Origin of the sequence: Citrobacter telavivensis, assembly GCA_009363175.1 — a bacterium.
GTDB classification, from domain to species: Bacteria; Pseudomonadota; Gammaproteobacteria; order Enterobacterales; family Enterobacteriaceae; genus Citrobacter_A; species Citrobacter_A telavivensis.
This window is the reverse complement of record CP045205.1, coordinates 2,712,381-2,728,340: the sequence shown is the minus strand read 5'-3', so window position 1 is coordinate 2,728,340 and position 15,960 is coordinate 2,712,381. Positions and strand designations below refer to the sequence as shown.

The window sequence follows — 15,960 nt, the reverse complement described above, 5'->3', positions numbered from 1 at the left end:
GTGGGAAATCAGAAACCTAAGCTGTCCAGCAAGTCATCCACCTGGTCCTGGCTGGCGACCACACCGGCTTTACTGGTATCGACCTGCGGCCCATTCAGCAGGCTCTCGCTTTCGCGTTTAGGCCGAGCGCCCTGCTCCGGAATGTTTTCCAGCAGCACCATCAGCAGCTGACGTTCAATTTCCTGAATCACATCCATCATGCGCTTGATCACCTGACCGGTCAGATCCTGGAAATCCTGCGCCATCATGATGTCGAGCAATTGCGCGTTGGTGAAACTGGTATGTCCCGGCACATCACCGAGGTATTTGCGCGTATCCGTCACCAGTTCGCGGGCGTCAGAGAGCTCAATTGGGTTTTCGAACCACTCGTCCCAACGCTTGCTCAGCGCCTTCGCCCCTTTCTCCATTTCGTCCTGATGCGGCTGGGAGGCCTCAACGCTGTTCAGGGCGCGTTCAGCCGCCTGCGCGGTCATCTGTACCACATAGTCCAGACGATCGCGGGCATCGGGAATGGCCTCTGCCGCTTCGGCAATGGCCTGATCCAGTCCCAGTTCGCGCAGACTGTCACGCAGCATACGGGTCAGGCTACCAATGCGGGCAATGATATCCCCGGCAGAATGTTCATCTACGGGTTTAATCGATGGTTGCATCATGGTCAGCCCCTTACATGCCCAGTTTCTCAAAGATTTTATTAAGCTTTTCTTCCAGCGTCGCCGCGGTGAACGGTTTCACCACGTAGCCGCTGGCACCGGCCTGCGCTGCGGCGATAATGTTCTCTTTCTTCGCTTCTGCCGTCACCATCAGCACCGGCAGTGAGGACATCCCACCGTCCGCGCGGATAGTTTTCAGCAACTCGAGACCGTCAATGTTCGGCATGTTCCAGTCGGAAATCACAAAGCCAAACCCACCTGCCTGCAGTTTATTCAACGCATCGGCGCCATCTTCGGCCTCTTCCACGTTGTTAAATCCCAGCTCCTTAAGCAGGTTACGCACGATGCGGCGCATGGTGGAAAAGTCATCCACAACCAAAAATTTAAGCTCTTTATCCGCCATAAAAAATTACTCCTGATTCAAATACGTATTGCCTGTCCGGCACTGATTTTCGCCAGCATCTGCTGGCTTACCTGACTAAGATCGACCACTTCGCTGACGCCACCCATATTGATGGCTTCGCGCGGCATGCCGAACACCACACAACTTGCTTCATTTTGCGCAATCGTCCAGGCACCCGCCTGGTGCATCGCTAACATTCCGGCAGCGCCGTCGTTGCCCATTCCCGTCAGGATCACTCCGACGGCATTGCGCCCCGCATGAATCGCTACCGAATGAAACAGCACATCCACCGACGGTCGGTGCCGGTTAACCGGCGGACCGTCATGAATTTTGATTTGATAGTTTGCCCCGCTGCGCGACAGCTCCATATGCTTGTCGCCCGGCGCAATGTAGGCATGCCCCGGCAGAACGCGCTCGCCGTCCTCCGCCTCTTTCACGGCTATCTGACACAGTTTGTTCAGACGCTCGGCGAACGAGCGGGTAAAGCCTGGCGGCATATGCTGCGTAATAATGACCGCCGGACTGGAGAGCGGCAGCGGTTGCAGCACATGGCGAATGGCCTCGGTGCCGCCCGTTGAGGCGCCAATCGCAATCAGCTTTTCCGAGCTGAGCAGCGGACCCGCTTTTAAGGTCACCGGAGCCTCGAGCGGTTTATGGGCCGTCAGACGCGCCCGCGACGCCGTACGCACTTTCTCCGCAATCATCTCGCTGTAGGCCAGCATCCCTTCACGGATCCCCAACTGCGGCTTAGTGACAAAATCAATCGCCCCCAGTTCCAGCGCCCGCAGCGTCACTTCCGACCCTTTCCCCGTCAGCGACGACACCATCACCACCGGCATCGGACGCAGTCGCATCAGCTTTTCAAGAAAATCAAGGCCGTCCATCCGCGGCATTTCGACGTCCAGCGTCAACACGTCAGGGTTATATTTCTTGATTAAGTCTCGGGCGACGAGTGGATCCGGCGCGGTTGCCACCATCTCCATATCGCTATGGCTATTAATAATTTCAGTCATGATTTGGCGCATCAATGCAGAATCATCGACCGACAACACCCTGATTTTACTCATGCTTTACCCTTACTTAGCGCATAAACCGTTTGCCCGCGCAGGCTAAAGTCGCGCACGAGGTTACTAAAGTTCTCTGAATGCCCGGCAAACAGCAGACCATCAGGCTTAAGGAGAGGGACAAAACGGCGCAGGATGTCCTGCTGCGTCGTTTTATCGAAATAGATCATTACATTGCGACAAAAAATAGCGTCAAACGGCCCCGGCACGTTGTACTGCTTATCAAGCAGGTTAATCACGGAAAACTCGACGTGGCTTGCCAGTTCCTGACGCACGCGTACCAGCCCATCATGCGGGCCCGTTCCGCGCATGAAATAGCGCTGTAGCTGCTGCGGCGACAGGGTCTTCAGTTCGTCCAGCCGATAGATCCCGCTGCGGGCCTTTTCCAGCACTTCGGTGTCGATATCGCTGGCAAACACCTTCCAGCGTCCCGGTGCCGTACCCAGCGTATCGGCCAGCGTAATGGCGATACTGTACGGCTCTTCACCGGTCGATGCCGCGGCGCTCCAGACCCGATATTCGCCGCTGTGGCGACGGGCACTTTCCGCTAATACTGGAAAGTGGTGCCCTTCGCGGAAGAAGGCTGTCAGGTTGGTGGTCAACGAGTTGATAAAAGCCTGCCACTCTGCGCTGCTTTGATTGGCTTCCAGCACGCTGAGATAGTCGCCAAAATCATCCAGCCCCAGCGTACGCAGTCGACGAACCAGGCGGTTATAAACCATATCCCGCTTGTGGTCCGCCAGCACGATCCCCGCGCGCTGGTAGATTAATTGACATATCCGACGAAAGTGCGCGTCAGACAGCGCAAGGCGCTGGGTCATCTGTAACAATAATGACGTTTGCCCGTTGGGCAGAGATGATGTCATAGCGCCTTCTCAATCACATTCAGGATACAACGGGCACAGCCTGCAGCGGTGCCGATTCTTGGTGTGTTACTACGTGTTCTTCCAGTTTGAAAACCGCCACGCGGGCTGACAGCGAGTCGGCCTGATGCGCGAGTTGGTCGGTAGCCGCGGCGGCTTCTTCCACCAGCGCGGCGTTCTGCTGCGTCACCTGGTCCATCTGCGTGACCGCCTGCGCCACCTGTTCAATCCCTCTGCGCTGTTCGTCTGACGCCGAGGCAATCTCGCCCATGATGTCGTTGACCCGCGTTACCGAGCTCACGATTTCCGTCATGGTGTGTGCAGCGGTATTGACGAGTTGTGATCCCTGGTGGACGCGATTCACCGACTCTTCAATCAACCCTTTAATCTCTTTCGCTGCCTGAGCGCTGCGGCTCGCCAGGTTGCGCACCTCTCCGGCAACCACGGCAAATCCACGCCCTTGCTCACCGGCCCGCGCCGCTTCAACCGCCGCATTCAGCGCCAGAATATTGGTCTGGAAGGCAATGCCGTCGATCACCCCGATGATGTCGCCAATCTTTTGCGAACTGGCGGCAATCGCCTGCATCGTACTGGCGACGTTCGTGGCCTGATCGCCACCGGTTTTCGCGGTGTCGGCCGCGCTTTTTGCAAGCACTGAAGCCTGACGCGCGTTGTCGGCGTTCTGACCGACGGTGGCGGTCAACTGCTCCATGCTGGCCGCCGTCTGTGCCAGCGACGCCGCCTGCTGCTCGGTGCGTGAGGAGAGATCGTTATTGCCCATCGCAATTTCGGAAATCCCGGTATGCATCGCCAGACTGCCCTGACGCACGTCGCTGACGGTTTCCCGCAGCGCCTGTTGCATCGCCTTCAGGCTGGCGAAGATCGCCGAAATCTCATTACGCCCGTAGACCGCGATCGGACGCGCCAGGTTACCGTCGGCAATGCTGTCAAAATGACTGCCGATAATCGCCAGCGGCTGGACGATCATTTTACGTGACCAGAACAGCGCCCCGGTTGTTAACAGTGCAGCAATAATCACCATGCTGATAAAGATCGCCGCTGACATGTGATAGTTGTTCTTGCTCTGTTGCCCCGCCACCACCAGCACATGATTAATGTTCTGCTGCCAGGCGTTAAAATTAACGTCAAAGGCGTCCTGCGACGCCTGCACCGGCGCGGTCAGGAAGTCTGACAGCTGGTTGTTCTCAAGCCAGGTGGCCTGATGCTCCAGATCGCTGTGCCACTGGGTGAAGCTTTTCTCCGTTGCGTCCTGCAAGGCTTTCCCCTCCTGGGTATTCACCGCTATCGCCCTGAAGCTGTTAAACAGCGTGCCGGATTGCGCCAGACTTTCGCGCGCGATAACCATCAGACTTTTGATGTCATCGGGCGGATAGCTCAGTGCTGTTAACGTCCCGGCCTTGTTCAGGGCGGTACTCGCCTGTAATAAAACGGCGCGCGTTTGTGCCAGCGCCGCGCGTTGCTGATTACTCTGCTCGACCTGATTCAGGCTCTGAAAACCGTCCCGAAATGCCCAGAAAGACAAGCCATTACTGCCGATCTGCAATACACCACAGAGGATCAAAATCAAAAACAGCGTGGTCGAGATTCGAATACGATTAAACATCAACGCTCCCATCAGGCGGCAACGGCCGCAGTGTTAAAGTTCGGTCAAAATGTTTCCCAGTTAGTATCATGCTCCATGCTTAACGAAGGCTTCTGCGCCGTGCGTGACACGTCCGCAGAAGTCCGTTCTTCTTTGGTTTTTACCGCGAAGGGACGCGCGGCAAGACGAAATGCAGACACCGCCATCGTCAAACGGCTGGCCTGTTCTTCCAGCGCGGCGGCAGCGGCAGCAGATTCCTGCACCAGCGAGGCGTTTTGCTGCGTCACGCGGTCCATTTCAGAAACCGCCAGCGCCACCTGATCGATGCCACGACTTTGTTCATCTGAGGCCGAGGCGATTTCGCCCATAATGTCGGTCACGCGGGTCACCGCATTGACGATATCGTTCATGGTCTCGCCCGCGCTCTCGACCAGCACGGAGCCGGTATCCACGCGCGAAACAGAATCTTCAATCAGCGCTTTGATCTCTTTTGCCGCCTGCGCACTGCGACTGGCCAGGTTACGTACTTCGCCCGCCACCACCGCAAACCCACGCCCCTGCTCGCCTGCCCGCGCGGCTTCCACCGCCGCGTTCAGCGCCAGGATATTGGTCTGGAAAGCAATACCGTCGATGACGCTGATGATGTCGGCAATCTTCTTCGAGCTGCCGGCGATTTCGTGCATCGTTTTGACAACGTTATCCACGACTTTGCCGCCGTGCTGCGCGGTTTCCGACGCGCTCTGCGCCAGTTGCGACGCCTGACGGGCATTGTCGGCGTTCTGTTTCACCGTCGCGGTCAACTCTTCCATGCTGGCAGCCGTTTCTTCCAGCGCCGACGCCTGTTGCTCGGTTCGCGATGAGAGATCGGTGTTGCCGGTGGCAATTTCCGTCGTGCCGGAGTAAATAGCATCCGATCCTTCGCGCACCTGCGTCACGGTCTCCACCAGCGAGCGCTGCATGTGATCGACGCTGCTGGCCAGTTCACCAATCTCATTACGTCCGGCGAAGGTCAGGGTATTGGTCAGGTTTCCGCCTGCGATTTCACGAATATGAGCGATGACCCGGGCAAGCGGGTTGAGCAGCGTTTGACGAATGCCGTACCACACCACCACCAGGATCAGCACCAGCACCACCGCCAGGATGGCGAGTTGCCACTTCGCAAACTGGTAATCGCGCGCGCTTTCATCAAACGCCTGGAGATAGAGTTTTTCGCTGACGCTGGCGTATTTGCTCTTCGCGTCGCCGAGGCCGTTTTGCATGCCCTGCGTGGGCTGTGCGAAAAATGCATCCATGTTGCCGTTTTCAAGGAACTGCACCAGTTCAGTTAAACCGGCAAAATATTTCTGGTATTTTTCGTCCACATCGCTGCTGACCTCCGCCATTTCCGGCAGAGGGGCAAACGATTTAAACCTGCCGTAATGCTCCGCCGCCTGGGCGAGCGACGCTTTCGCGCCCTTCAACAAGTCAGTTTTTGCGCTGCTCTGCTGGTTGTTCGCATCCATCATCATGCGTGCTGATGAACGGCTGAGGTTGATACGCGTTTGCAGCATCAGATCCCATGTCGAGGTCAGTTCACTTTGCTGTTGGCGTAGATCGTTAGAAATAACAAAACTTTTTTGATTCTGCTGCAAAGACGAAAACAGCAAACCACCAGATACAAGCTGTAGCAGTGCGAAAACCCCCAGCACCATCATCAGCATTGTGACAACGCGGATACGGTTAAACATAAGGCACCTTCCTGAAAACGAGTTATCAACGTTATCGGCACCCTGGATAAGAACTTTACGTTTGCGAAAGGGAAATCCAGCTCAGAAGGCGATATCCACCACCACCGTGTCGGTGTAAGTCCCGGCGGGAGGCGTGGACTGGCTGGGTAACACGACGGCGGTGTAGTTGTAGGTTCGCAGCAGACCATCGCTGCTGGTGGAGGATGAGGCGCTGCTGGTCCAGCGCTCCGCGCCGACGCTGCCCCATCGGTTGGTGGTGCTCGCTTTGTAAATTTCGTAACTCAGGCGATTGTTGCCGCTCGCCATATTGCGCACGTTGCCATTAGCGTAACTGCCATTATTAATCCCTACCGTGTAGCTGCTGCCTTTAGTGCAGGTAATCGAGACCGCCTGCGAGATCGCCGGGAAATTTTTCACCAGCGGCGCGCTGCCGAAATTGACATTCGGTGCATTAATGGTGATGCAGTCATTGGTCACCGTCAGGTTAAGCTGCATTGTGGTCGCGACCGTATTGGTTTGCGTGGTGACGCACAGTCCCAGAGCCCCCACCTGACAGATGTTGTAATAAACATTGAAATTGAGCGTCACCTGATACGGTCCGGCGCTGACGTTCTGTCCGGTGCTGGTACGAAAGAAGAGCGGCAGGGTAAAGCGTGTGGAACCTAACAGCGCTAACAGCGTACTCCCACTCCAGGTATAGCTGCTGCCGATGGCCACCTCACTGTTGCTGGCGCAACCGGACAGACCGCACAGACGAACCGGGATCGCATCCGTCACCGTGGTATTGTCCGTGCGCTTGAGACTGGCGCGGGTGCCTGCCGACACCGTTGCCCCGGTATACGTCAATGTCACCGTATCGTTATTTAATAGCCCCAGTACCACATCACATTGCACCAGCAGATTGGCGCTGGTCGCCTGCTCGGTACTGTTGACAGTAAACGAAGAGACGCTGCCAAATGCCCCCGCCGCGGTGTTCACGGTACAGGCCGCCCACGCTCCAGGCGCGGCCATCAATATCAGCAACAGCAGCAGCGCGCGTCCAGTCATCCGCCCCCCTGATGACAGACCAGCGGCCCGTAGGTCTGGAGCTTATGTTCAGGATTGGCCGTCAGTGAAAAGCGGGTTTTGCAATGCAGGCCGTCCGGCGTGACGACACGCAGTGGATTCACCGCATCGAGATTCTCCAGCCAGACTATCCCGTCGTAACCGACCACAGCGGGCGATTTGTTATCGCGCATAACCTGGCTTGCCACCGGCAGCGCGTGCCCGTTTTCATCATGCAGAATGACGCTTGCTACCCGCTCCTGTTCCATCGGGAAATCAACCAGGTATCCGCTCTGGCGACGCAGCGCCACTTTCCGTTCGGTCTCCTTCAGGCGGGTATCGGCAGGCAGATTGAGCGTGTTAATGCTGTAGCTCGCCGGGTAGTAGGCGGAGACGCCGCTTATCAGCAAATAGCCCCGATCGTTGGTGTGACCAACCGGCTGGTTTTCGTAATTGACCGGGACATCAGGGTGCCCGCCGGTGCTGACCACCACAAAGGCATCGTTGATTTTATTGGCGGCAAACAGTTGGTTTTCCATGAAGACCAGCGATCCCATCGCCTCACCCCACCAGGTCATGGCGTCGCTTTCGCCGTAGGTTCCGCCCTGTAATTCGATATTTCGATTCCGCCAGCCCAGCGTCGCCTGCTGATAATCCCGTGCCTGAGACTGGCGCGCCCATGCCAGATTCCAGCTAAACCCGCCGTCAGTCGGCATTGAGTGATTGTAATTAATGCGCTGTGTCTGACCGGCATCCGGCGTTTTCTCCATCGACACCGCCGCGCTGTCCCGCTCGCCCAGCGGGATCTGCACCGACATCGCTAGCGTCCAGTCGCCCTGCTGATTGTCGCGACTGGCAGACAGATAAAGACTGCTACTCCCCCACAGGCTCCGGCTCCAGGAAAGATTCAGCAGTTCTGTTTTCTGTGAGTCAAAACTGCGGATCCCAATCCATGCCGCGCCGATATTGCCAAACTCGCCCATGTTGAACGTCAGCGAATACTGATCGCTGCGCTGGCTTAACGAGGCCAGCGGTTGATTGTCGTTATCCACCAGCGGGGTCTGATCGTACAGCGCCAGATTGCCAAAACCGCGCTCACGGCGGGAGTGTTGGGTGGCCACGCTAAATTCGGCGGTGCTGTACTGATAGCCCCAGTTAATCTGATTGCCGTGATTACCGCGCATCCGGCTTTCCGTCCAGGCGCCATTGATTACGCCAAGTCGGCCCAGCTTGACCAGCGAACCCATGCCGCCCAGCGCCAGTTCTTCCGCTCCCTCGGCGTGGCCCTCAAGCGTCAGATAGTCATTCACCCCGTAGCGGTAGCTTGCGCTACCGACCGCCGGACCGTAATCAAAATTGTCGATGCCGTAATTGCGGCGCAGGCTGCCCAGCGTGACCGCCCCGTCGCTGACGCCTGTTTTGAGCAAATTACTGGCGACATAAAACGGTAAAGTCGTACTCACCTGGCGACCCAGCGCGTCACGGGTCACCAGCACCGCGTCGCCGGCACCATTAATGTAGGGCAAATTAGTGAGGGTAAACGGCCCCGGCTGGAGTTCCGTTGAACCGGCACGATAACCGTTGATAAACAGGTCTACCGCCGTCGGCACCGCCGCCTCACCGGAAAATTCAGGCAAAGGCCAGGTCACCAGATCCGGACGCAACGAGAAGTCGCGTCCCCACGACACACCGCCCACCCGCACGCTGTTGCTCCAGCTCAGGGCGTCGCTTATCACATCCCCCACCCGCCATTGCGTGGCATCTGCCTCATGGGTCGCGGTGAACACGGTATCGTAGCGCACGTATCCGTCCTGCCGATCGCCATCCCCGGCCAGAATGTGCCGCACGTAGCCCGTTGACGAGAGCGAACCCACATCGTTAAAGAAGCGCAACTCGTGCCAGATGGAGGCCTGGCTGTCGCCGTTTTGCGAGTGGCTACTGTAGAAGTCGTAATTAAGCAGCGCCCCGCGGCCGTTGCGCGCCTCGTTTACTCTGGCTTCACCGCCGAATGGCGTTGCGCGTTCGGGTAGCCAGTCCTGCGGTACGCTCAGCAGCAGGCGCTGCCCGCGACTGTCGTATTGCGTCGTAACCTGCGGTAAGCGCGAGACATTGATCTCGCCCTGCGAAAGGTGTTCTGCGGGAAGCCCGGCCTGCAGTAGATCGTCTCGGCTAACGTAGAACTCCCCCGCCCGCTGGATCACCGGCACCACTCGCTGCGTGTCGTAATGGTTTACGATCAGCGCCAGATGAAAAACCGCTTGCTGATTGATAGCGCGGGCATCGGGCGGCGGCGGGAGCGCATCATCCCCCGACTCCGCGCGACAAATTCCGCTGGTGATAAGAAAGGTCGTCATCAGTAAGCCGCTTAGTGGGCGGGACCAGACAACCATTTGCCACCCTGTGCGTTGATTGCCGCGCTAACGTTGTTTGGATGGGTGGCTCCGGCGGGAAGCGGCCAGCGACGAGTGCTGCCCGGCAGGACGTACCCCAGCAAGCCTTGCGCCATCGTGTGCTGCGCGCCGCCCTGACGCAACATCACTTTGCTTAACCGGACGTGCACATTGTTGTCATTACGCACTTCCAGTTGGGGCTGTCCGTCGGCGCGCACCACTCGCCAGTGCAGTTTCGCGGTATCCACCCGCGCATGGTGCTCCCCCTGCGGCCAGGTCTGAATTCCCTGGCCGTAGACAAACAGCGGCAGTGAATAGCGCATTTGCACCTTCAGCCCCATTTGCGGTTTATCCCCGCCGTCAGGTTGTGGGATCTCATCGACGATAATACGGTAAGCCTGCTCAACACCGGCGGGAACGGCTGACTGCTTAATCAGACGAATCAGCTGTTTACTGCCCTTATCAATACGGACAATTGGCGGGCTGGCAACCACATCCTGCTGCGGCTGGTAGCGTTCGAACCCCTCATCCTGTCGCCAGCGAACAATTCGCACCTGCATCGTCGTGGGGGTATTGCCCTGATTCTGGATCCACAACTCGGTGGCGTTGGTCTCCGCCGCCAGCCAGGGATCTATAGGCCACAACAGGATCGTTGCGGCACTGTTTGCCCCTGCTGAAACCAGCGCTGCCGTTAGGCCAAACAGCAGTCCCAAAGACGCTCGCACATGCATATCACTTCTCCCTTCGCTACCATGACAGGGTCACCGTAAGCTGATCTGAATAGTTACCTGCGGGGCTAAACCCCGTCAGCGTTGCCGCGCCAAACAGCGGTAACGCGATATTATTGCTGTCGGTGTAGACGACTGAGACCGGCTGATTCACGCCAATCTCACTGTTCGCCGCCAGCGATGACGAACTGTAGAGCCGATAGGCCACCCGCTCCGTTCCCCCTGAGCGTTGCATATTGCGCACCGAGGTATAGTTGCGTCCGCTGTCAATCGTCATGCTCAGCGCCACGCCCGGCGTGCAGGCCAGTGCCAGCGCGGCATTGGGAACAAATTGCGCACTCACCCGTCGGTTTTCTACACCGCTATAAGCGCCAAAGTTCAGGGTTCCCAGCGCTGCGCCGCTGCTGGTTGTCACCGAGCAACCCGGCGTGATGGTGGCGTTTAGCTGGAAGGACTGCGTGGTGACGGCCATGACCGGCACCGTGACCAGACCGAACATCGCCAGAAAAAGGCGTAGCCGTCCCCCGCCTCCGCACGGGAAGCACGCTCTGAGGATCCTCATGACAGGGGGCGAATCAGTAAATGACGCTGACGTTAATCGTATCGGTGTAAGTACCTGGCACCACGGTGACGCTATTTCCGCCGCCCTGGATCCGGCCGTATAACGTGTAATTATCGACCCCGGCCGTCGTTGAGGCTTTCGGTATTGGGGTGTTATTACTGATAACGTTGTTAAAGCCGCTGTCGCTATAGAGGCTGTAAGCCACGCCCTGGGTAGTATTGGCAGCATTCACCAGGTAACGGGCTGGCGTACCCGGCGTACCGACAACGGTACCGGGTGCCGACGAGTTGGTATTGCCGGTGATTTGCACGGTGTAGTCCGTGGTAGTGCACTGAATGCCAAAACTGTTTCCGCCTGCGGCCCCCGTTAACTGGGTGGTTAATTCCGAGAATGTGGCAGGATGGGTACCGAAATCCAGCGTACCAAAGTTAATACCGTTCTGACTGGGCGAACCATTGATCAGGCAACCGTTGGTTAAGGTCAACGTCGCCCCAACCGTCCCGCTGCTGGTCACCGCCATTGCTGAAGGCAGCGGCAGAAGGAAAATGCCAGCCATCCCCAGGAACCGGGATAATCTGTTCATCAAACACCTCCGAAAAATCGCCACGTTTAACGAAAGTCACGACTCGCATGGCGAGAAAGGTCATGCAAACCTGTAAAACAAACCGATAATCAGAAATTTAGTTTACGGATGAGAAAACGACCACTGCCGTCAGGTTTGACCATACGAACGGGCGATTGACGTAAAAAGCGATTACATATCAATTAATTAACATCTTTAGCATTCTGTTTTCCTCGTTATTTGAGAGGATATATTCCTTCTTATGCGATCCAGTTCACAAAATCGCCCTCGTTAGAACACAACAAAATGAGTAAATAATAAAAAATAGTTGTAACCCTCGGCGGATTACTCCAGGTTAGGTAAGAAATGATTCAGCGGCATTAAATACACAAAACGTATATATCGCTGATGACAAATGGTTAAATTCAGCCCGAGGGATTTTTAGTGGCAAATGCAAATAAGCTCACGATATTTATCGTGATTTTCATGCTGGCAGGCATTCTGTCAGGTGCGGTTATTCACTCGTATACATCCGAAAGCGTTATTGTCGCCTGGTCGGATAACATCACGCTTCTCACCGACATCTTCTTACGTCTGATTAAAATGGTCATCGCCCCTCTGGTGTTCAGCACCCTGACCGTAGGCATTATGCGTCTTGGCGAAACGTCCACCATCGGGCGTGTAGGCGGCAAAGCGATGATCTGGTTCATTAGCTCCTCCATCCTCTCCATTCTGGTGGGCCTGTTTATTGTTACCCTGGAACAACCCGGCAGCGGACTCAATCTGGCTATCCCGAAAGAAGCGGTCGATACCGGCCTCGCCGTTGGCGGAATGAGCCTGAAAGGCTTCCTGTCGCATACTATTCCCACCAGCATTGTCGGCGCGATGGCCAATAACGAAATTTTGCAGATTGTGGTGTTCTCAATGTTTTTCGGGATTGGCGGCGCGTCGCTGGGCGAAAAATTCAATGCCCCGCTGGTAGCCGCGCTGGACGTGGTGTCCCACATCATGCTGAAAGTGACCGGCTACGTGATGTACGTCGCGCCGCTGGCGATTTTTGCCGCCATCTCCTCGGTGATCGCCACCGAAGGGTTGGGTATTTTGCTCAACTACGCCTCGTTCATTGGCGGCTATTACGTTGCCATTCTGATGACCTGTCTGGTATTGCTGGCGGTGGGGTATCTGGTACTGAAGAAAGAGGTGTTTCGCCTGGTCAGTATGCTCAAGGATCCGGTGCTGGTAGCCTTTACCACCAGCAGTTCAGAAGCGGCCTATCCAAAAACGCTGGAGCAACTCACAACGTTTGGCTGCTCGCGCAACATCGTCTCTTTCGTGCTCCCCATTGGCTACTCCTTCAACCTGGTCGGCTCAATGGTCTACTGCTCTTTTGCCTCGATGTTTATCGCTCAGGCCTACAATATCCACCTGTCGTTTGCCGAGATCAGCGTCCTGATGCTCACGCTGATGCTGGCGTCAAAGGGCATTGCCGGCGTCCCGCGCTCCGCGTTGGTCGTGCTGGCGGCAACGATTCCGAGCTTCAATATTCCGGTCGCCGGGATTTTGCTGCTGATGGGTATCGACCATTTTCTCGACATGGGCCGTTCCGCTATCAATGTGTTAGGTAACGGTATTGCCACAGCGATGCTGGCGCAAAATGAAGGTTTGCTGGAAGAGCGTGATGAGGAAGAAGTGTCGCAGAAGGTCGAAGCATAACGGAGGCGGTAATTGCCGGATGGCGGTGTAAACACCTTATCCGGCCTACAACACATTCAAACTGTAGGCCGGATAAGCATAGCGCCATCCGGCGGTCAGTTTATGCAACGTGAGAAGCGGCCATATCCAACAGCGCCATTTCGTCACTGTTCAACAGTTTCTCAATGTTCACCAGGATCAGCATCCGGTCGCCCAGCGCGCCAAGTCCGGTCAGATATTCCGTCGACAGGGTCACGGCAAATTCCGGTGCCGGGCGAATTTGCTCCGCGGTCAGTGACAGCACATCAGACACGCCATCCACAACGATCCCCACCACGCGCTGTCCCAGATTAAGCACAATCACCACGGTGTTATCGTTATAGTCGACATCGCCCTGGCAGAACTTCACGCGCAAATCGACAATCGGCACAATCACGCCGCGCAGGTTCGTTACCCCTTTGATAAAGGAAGGCGTGTTGGCAATGCGCGTGACCTGATCGTAACCACGGATCTCCTGCACTTTCAGGATGTCGATGCCGTATTCTTCATCTCCCAGCGTAAACACCAGGAATTCCTGACCTGACGGCTCGCCGGCCAGTTTGCTTACATTTGTCATACCGGTCATATTTTACCCTTTCTCACTCAATCAGGCGGCGGTGATCGCCATACGTTGTTCGCGATTTAAACCCTGCAGGGCGGAGACATCCACAATCAGCGCGACGCTGCCATCGCCCAGAATCGTGGCGGCTGAGATACCCGGCACTTTGCGATAATTGCTCTCCAGGTTTTTTACCACCACCTGGTGCTGACCAATCAACTGATCCACCAGCAGTGCGTAACGGCGACCGCCGCTTTGCAGGATCACCACGATGCCCTGGGTGGCCTCGGTTTTTGCCCCTTCCACTTCGAAGACTTTCCACAACTCAACCAGCGGCAAATATTCGCCGCGCACTTCCAGCACGCGCTCGCCTCCGGCTAACGGGTGCAGATCATCGTCACGCGGCTGCAGGGATTCCATCACCGCATTCAGCGGCAGAATAAAGACTTCATCGGCCACGCGGACGGACATACCGTCGAGGATAGCCAGCGTCAGCGGCAGCAAAATGCGGATGGTGGTGCCGGTTCCCTGTTTCGACTGGATTTCAACATGGCCGCCCATCTCCTGGATGTTACGTTTCACCACGTCCATGCCCACGCCGCGTCCGGAAACGTCGGTAACCTGCTCGGCGGTCGAGAAGCCAGGCGCAAAAATCAGCATTCCCACTTCGTCATCGGTCATGTTTTCATTGACCGCCATCCCCTGGGAAATGGCCTTCGCCAGAATGCGTTCGCGGTTCAGTCCGGCCCCGTCATCGGTCACTTCGATGCAGATATTGCCACCCTGATGCTCCGCCGACAGGATCAGATTACCCACCACATTCTTACCGGATTCCATGCGTTTTTCCGGCAGTTCGATACCGTGGTCGAGGCTGTTACGCACCAGGTGAGTTAACGGATCGATGATGCGTTCAATCAGACTCTTGTCGAGTTCTGTCGAGCTGCCGACCAGCGTCAGTTCAACCTGCTTGCCGAGTTTGCCCGCCAGATCGCGTACCAGACGCGGGAAACGACTGAACACGTACTCCATCGGCATCATACGAATCGACATCACCGATTCCTGCAGATCGCGGGCGTTACGTTGTAACTGACCCATGCTGGTGATGAGATCGCCGTGATTCACCGGGTCGAGTTCATTCGAACGCTGAGCCAGCATTGACTGGGTGATCACCAGTTCACCGACCAGGTTGATAAGCTGATCGACCTTCTCCACCGCCACACGAATGCTGGTGGATTCATTCGCGCGCGCCGGTTTTTCCCGCTCTGCGCGTCCGGTTTGCGCTTCACCCGCAACCGCGCTCACCGCAGGAACCGCGACGACAGATTGTTCGACGGCAACCGGGTCAGCCACTTCCGCCTGCACCACAGGTGCCGTCGCGGTTACCACTTTCTCAAAGGCAATCTGATCGGCTTCAATCACAAAGCACAGCACGGCGATAACGTCGTCTTCTGCAATGTCGCCGTCAAGCGTTGCCGCAAGGCTGTCTGCGCCTTTGACCACATCAGATAAGGTGGTCAGATTGCCCAGTTCTTCTTCCAGCAGCGCCACTTCATTGGCCTTCAGGCGCGAGAGAACAATGCGCAACTTCTCTTCCTGGGCTGCAACAACCTCTTCAGGCGCCGTGTTGTCGACCACGCTCAGTCGGGCATTTGCCACCACCGCCGGCGCGGTTTCACCTTTCGCTTCCAGCGCTAACTGGCGTAATGCCGTGCAGATGTATTCGAAGCTGGCGGCGTCCGGTTCTTCCGAACTTTTATAGGCATCGAGCTGTTCCTGCATAATATCTTTCGTTTCCAAAAACAGGTTGATAATGGCGGTATTGAGCTGCATCTCACCGCGACGCGCTTCATCCAGCAGGTTCTCCATCAGATGGGTGGTTTCCTGCAAAATGGTAAAGCCGAAAGTGCCGGCTCCCCCTTTGATGGAGTGCGCTGCACGAAATATGGCATTCAGTTGCTCGGAATCCGGCGCTTCGGGCACCAGATCGAGCAGATGTTGCTCCATGTCAGCCAACAACTCGTCAGCTTCATCAAAAAAAGTCTGATAAAAATCGCTTATATCCATGCTCACGCTA

General features: G+C 56.5%; 14 protein-coding genes. 1 reads left to right on the top strand and 13 read right to left on the bottom strand.

What is annotated here, in order from left to right; genetic code table 11:
- Positions 1 to 8: 8 nt before the first annotated feature.
- The 11 genes from cheZ to GBC03_15285 form a co-directional block, all read right to left on the bottom strand.
- Positions 9 to 653 carry a protein phosphatase CheZ gene (gene cheZ / locus GBC03_15335; GenBank protein ID QFS71476.1) on the bottom strand — a complete coding sequence of 215 codons (645 nt, stop codon included), beginning with the start codon at positions 651 to 653 and terminating at the stop codon, positions 9 to 11.
- 10 nt (positions 654 to 663) lie between these two features.
- A complete protein-coding gene (cheY, locus tag GBC03_15330; protein QFS71475.1) occupies positions 664 to 1,053 on the bottom strand; it encodes a chemotaxis protein CheY in 390 nt (129 codons plus the stop codon).
- Between the two features lie 17 nt (positions 1,054 to 1,070).
- The gene (gene cheB / locus GBC03_15325) at positions 1,071 to 2,120 is read right to left on the bottom strand and encodes a chemotaxis-specific protein-glutamate methyltransferase CheB (GenBank protein QFS71474.1); all 1,050 of its coding nucleotides are present in this window, start codon (positions 2,118 to 2,120) and stop codon (positions 1,071 to 1,073) included.
- Positions 2,117 to 2,983 (bottom strand): protein-glutamate O-methyltransferase CheR, encoded by an 867-nt coding sequence (cheR, locus tag GBC03_15320; protein ID QFS71473.1) that lies wholly within the window; start codon positions 2,981 to 2,983, stop codon positions 2,117 to 2,119. The genes cheB and cheR overlap by 4 nt, the downstream gene beginning before the upstream one ends.
- Positions 2,984 to 3,002: 19 nt before the next feature.
- Entirely contained in the window at positions 3,003 to 4,604 is a 1,602-nt protein-coding gene (gene tap / locus GBC03_15315) for a methyl-accepting chemotaxis protein IV (GenBank protein QFS71472.1), read from the bottom strand.
- Between the two features lie 44 nt (positions 4,605 to 4,648).
- Positions 4,649 to 6,310 carry a methyl-accepting chemotaxis protein II gene (gene tar, locus GBC03_15310; GenBank protein ID QFS71471.1) on the bottom strand — a complete coding sequence of 554 codons (1,662 nt, stop codon included), beginning with the start codon at positions 6,308 to 6,310 and terminating at the stop codon, positions 4,649 to 4,651.
- An 81-nt stretch (positions 6,311 to 6,391) separates the two neighbouring features.
- A complete protein-coding gene (locus tag GBC03_15305) occupies positions 6,392 to 7,357 on the bottom strand; it encodes a fimbrial protein (GenBank protein QFS71470.1) in 966 nt (321 codons plus the stop codon).
- Positions 7,354 to 9,744 (bottom strand): fimbria/pilus outer membrane usher protein, encoded by a 2,391-nt coding sequence (locus GBC03_15300; protein ID QFS71469.1) that lies wholly within the window; start codon positions 9,742 to 9,744, stop codon positions 7,354 to 7,356. The genes GBC03_15305 and GBC03_15300 overlap by 4 nt, the downstream gene beginning before the upstream one ends.
- A complete protein-coding gene (locus GBC03_15295) occupies positions 9,720 to 10,475 on the bottom strand; it encodes a fimbria/pilus periplasmic chaperone (protein ID QFS71468.1) in 756 nt (251 codons plus the stop codon). Before GBC03_15295 ends, GBC03_15300 begins: the two co-directional genes overlap by 25 nt.
- A gap of 16 nt (positions 10,476 to 10,491) precedes the next feature.
- Positions 10,492 to 11,034 carry an SCPU domain-containing protein gene (locus GBC03_15290; GenBank protein ID QFS71467.1) on the bottom strand — a complete coding sequence of 181 codons (543 nt, stop codon included), beginning with the start codon at positions 11,032 to 11,034 and terminating at the stop codon, positions 10,492 to 10,494.
- Between the two features lie 13 nt (positions 11,035 to 11,047).
- Positions 11,048 to 11,617 carry an SCPU domain-containing protein gene (locus tag GBC03_15285; protein QFS71466.1) on the bottom strand — a complete coding sequence of 190 codons (570 nt, stop codon included), beginning with the start codon at positions 11,615 to 11,617 and terminating at the stop codon, positions 11,048 to 11,050.
- A 423-nt stretch (positions 11,618 to 12,040) separates the two neighbouring features.
- On the opposite strand from GBC03_15285, the gene GBC03_15280 reads away from it, so the two are divergent.
- Positions 12,041 to 13,309 carry a cation:dicarboxylase symporter family transporter gene (locus GBC03_15280; GenBank protein QFS71465.1) on the top strand — a complete coding sequence of 423 codons (1,269 nt, stop codon included), beginning with the start codon at positions 12,041 to 12,043 and terminating at the stop codon, positions 13,307 to 13,309.
- A 100-nt stretch (positions 13,310 to 13,409) separates the two neighbouring features.
- Here the strand turns inward: GBC03_15280 and cheW are convergent, their stop codons facing one another.
- Together cheW and cheA are read right to left on the bottom strand one after the other, a co-directional pair.
- On the bottom strand, positions 13,410 to 13,913 hold the full coding sequence (cheW, locus tag GBC03_15275) for a chemotaxis protein CheW (protein QFS71464.1): 504 nt from the start codon (positions 13,911 to 13,913) through the stop codon (positions 13,410 to 13,412).
- A 21-nt stretch (positions 13,914 to 13,934) separates the two neighbouring features.
- A complete protein-coding gene (gene cheA, locus GBC03_15270; GenBank protein ID QFS71463.1) occupies positions 13,935 to 15,956 on the bottom strand; it encodes a chemotaxis protein CheA in 2,022 nt (673 codons plus the stop codon).
- Positions 15,957 to 15,960 lie beyond the last annotated feature (4 nt).

Coding starts and splice junctions, on each gene's coding strand:
- cheZ (QFS71476.1), bottom strand. CDS start 653: ATGATGCAACCATCGATTAAACCCGTAGATGAACATTCTGCCGGGGAT.
- cheY (QFS71475.1), bottom strand. CDS start 1,053: ATGGCGGATAAAGAGCTTAAATTTTTGGTTGTGGATGACTTTTCCACC.
- cheB (QFS71474.1), bottom strand. CDS start 2,120: ATGAGTAAAATCAGGGTGTTGTCGGTCGATGATTCTGCATTGATGCGC.
- cheR (QFS71473.1), bottom strand. CDS start 2,983: ATGACATCATCTCTGCCCAACGGGCAAACGTCATTATTGTTACAGATG.
- tap (QFS71472.1), bottom strand. CDS start 4,604: ATGTTTAATCGTATTCGAATCTCGACCACGCTGTTTTTGATTTTGATC.
- tar (QFS71471.1), bottom strand. CDS start 6,310: ATGTTTAACCGTATCCGCGTTGTCACAATGCTGATGATGGTGCTGGGG.
- GBC03_15305 (QFS71470.1), bottom strand. CDS start 7,357: ATGACTGGACGCGCGCTGCTGCTGTTGCTGATATTGATGGCCGCGCCT.
- GBC03_15300 (QFS71469.1), bottom strand. CDS start 9,744: ATGGTTGTCTGGTCCCGCCCACTAAGCGGCTTACTGATGACGACCTTT.
- GBC03_15295 (QFS71468.1), bottom strand. CDS start 10,475: ATGCATGTGCGAGCGTCTTTGGGACTGCTGTTTGGCCTAACGGCAGCG.
- GBC03_15290 (QFS71467.1), bottom strand. CDS start 11,034: ATGAGGATCCTCAGAGCGTGCTTCCCGTGCGGAGGCGGGGGACGGCTA.
- GBC03_15285 (QFS71466.1), bottom strand. CDS start 11,617: ATGAACAGATTATCCCGGTTCCTGGGGATGGCTGGCATTTTCCTTCTG.
- cheW (QFS71464.1), bottom strand. CDS start 13,913: ATGACCGGTATGACAAATGTAAGCAAACTGGCCGGCGAGCCGTCAGGT.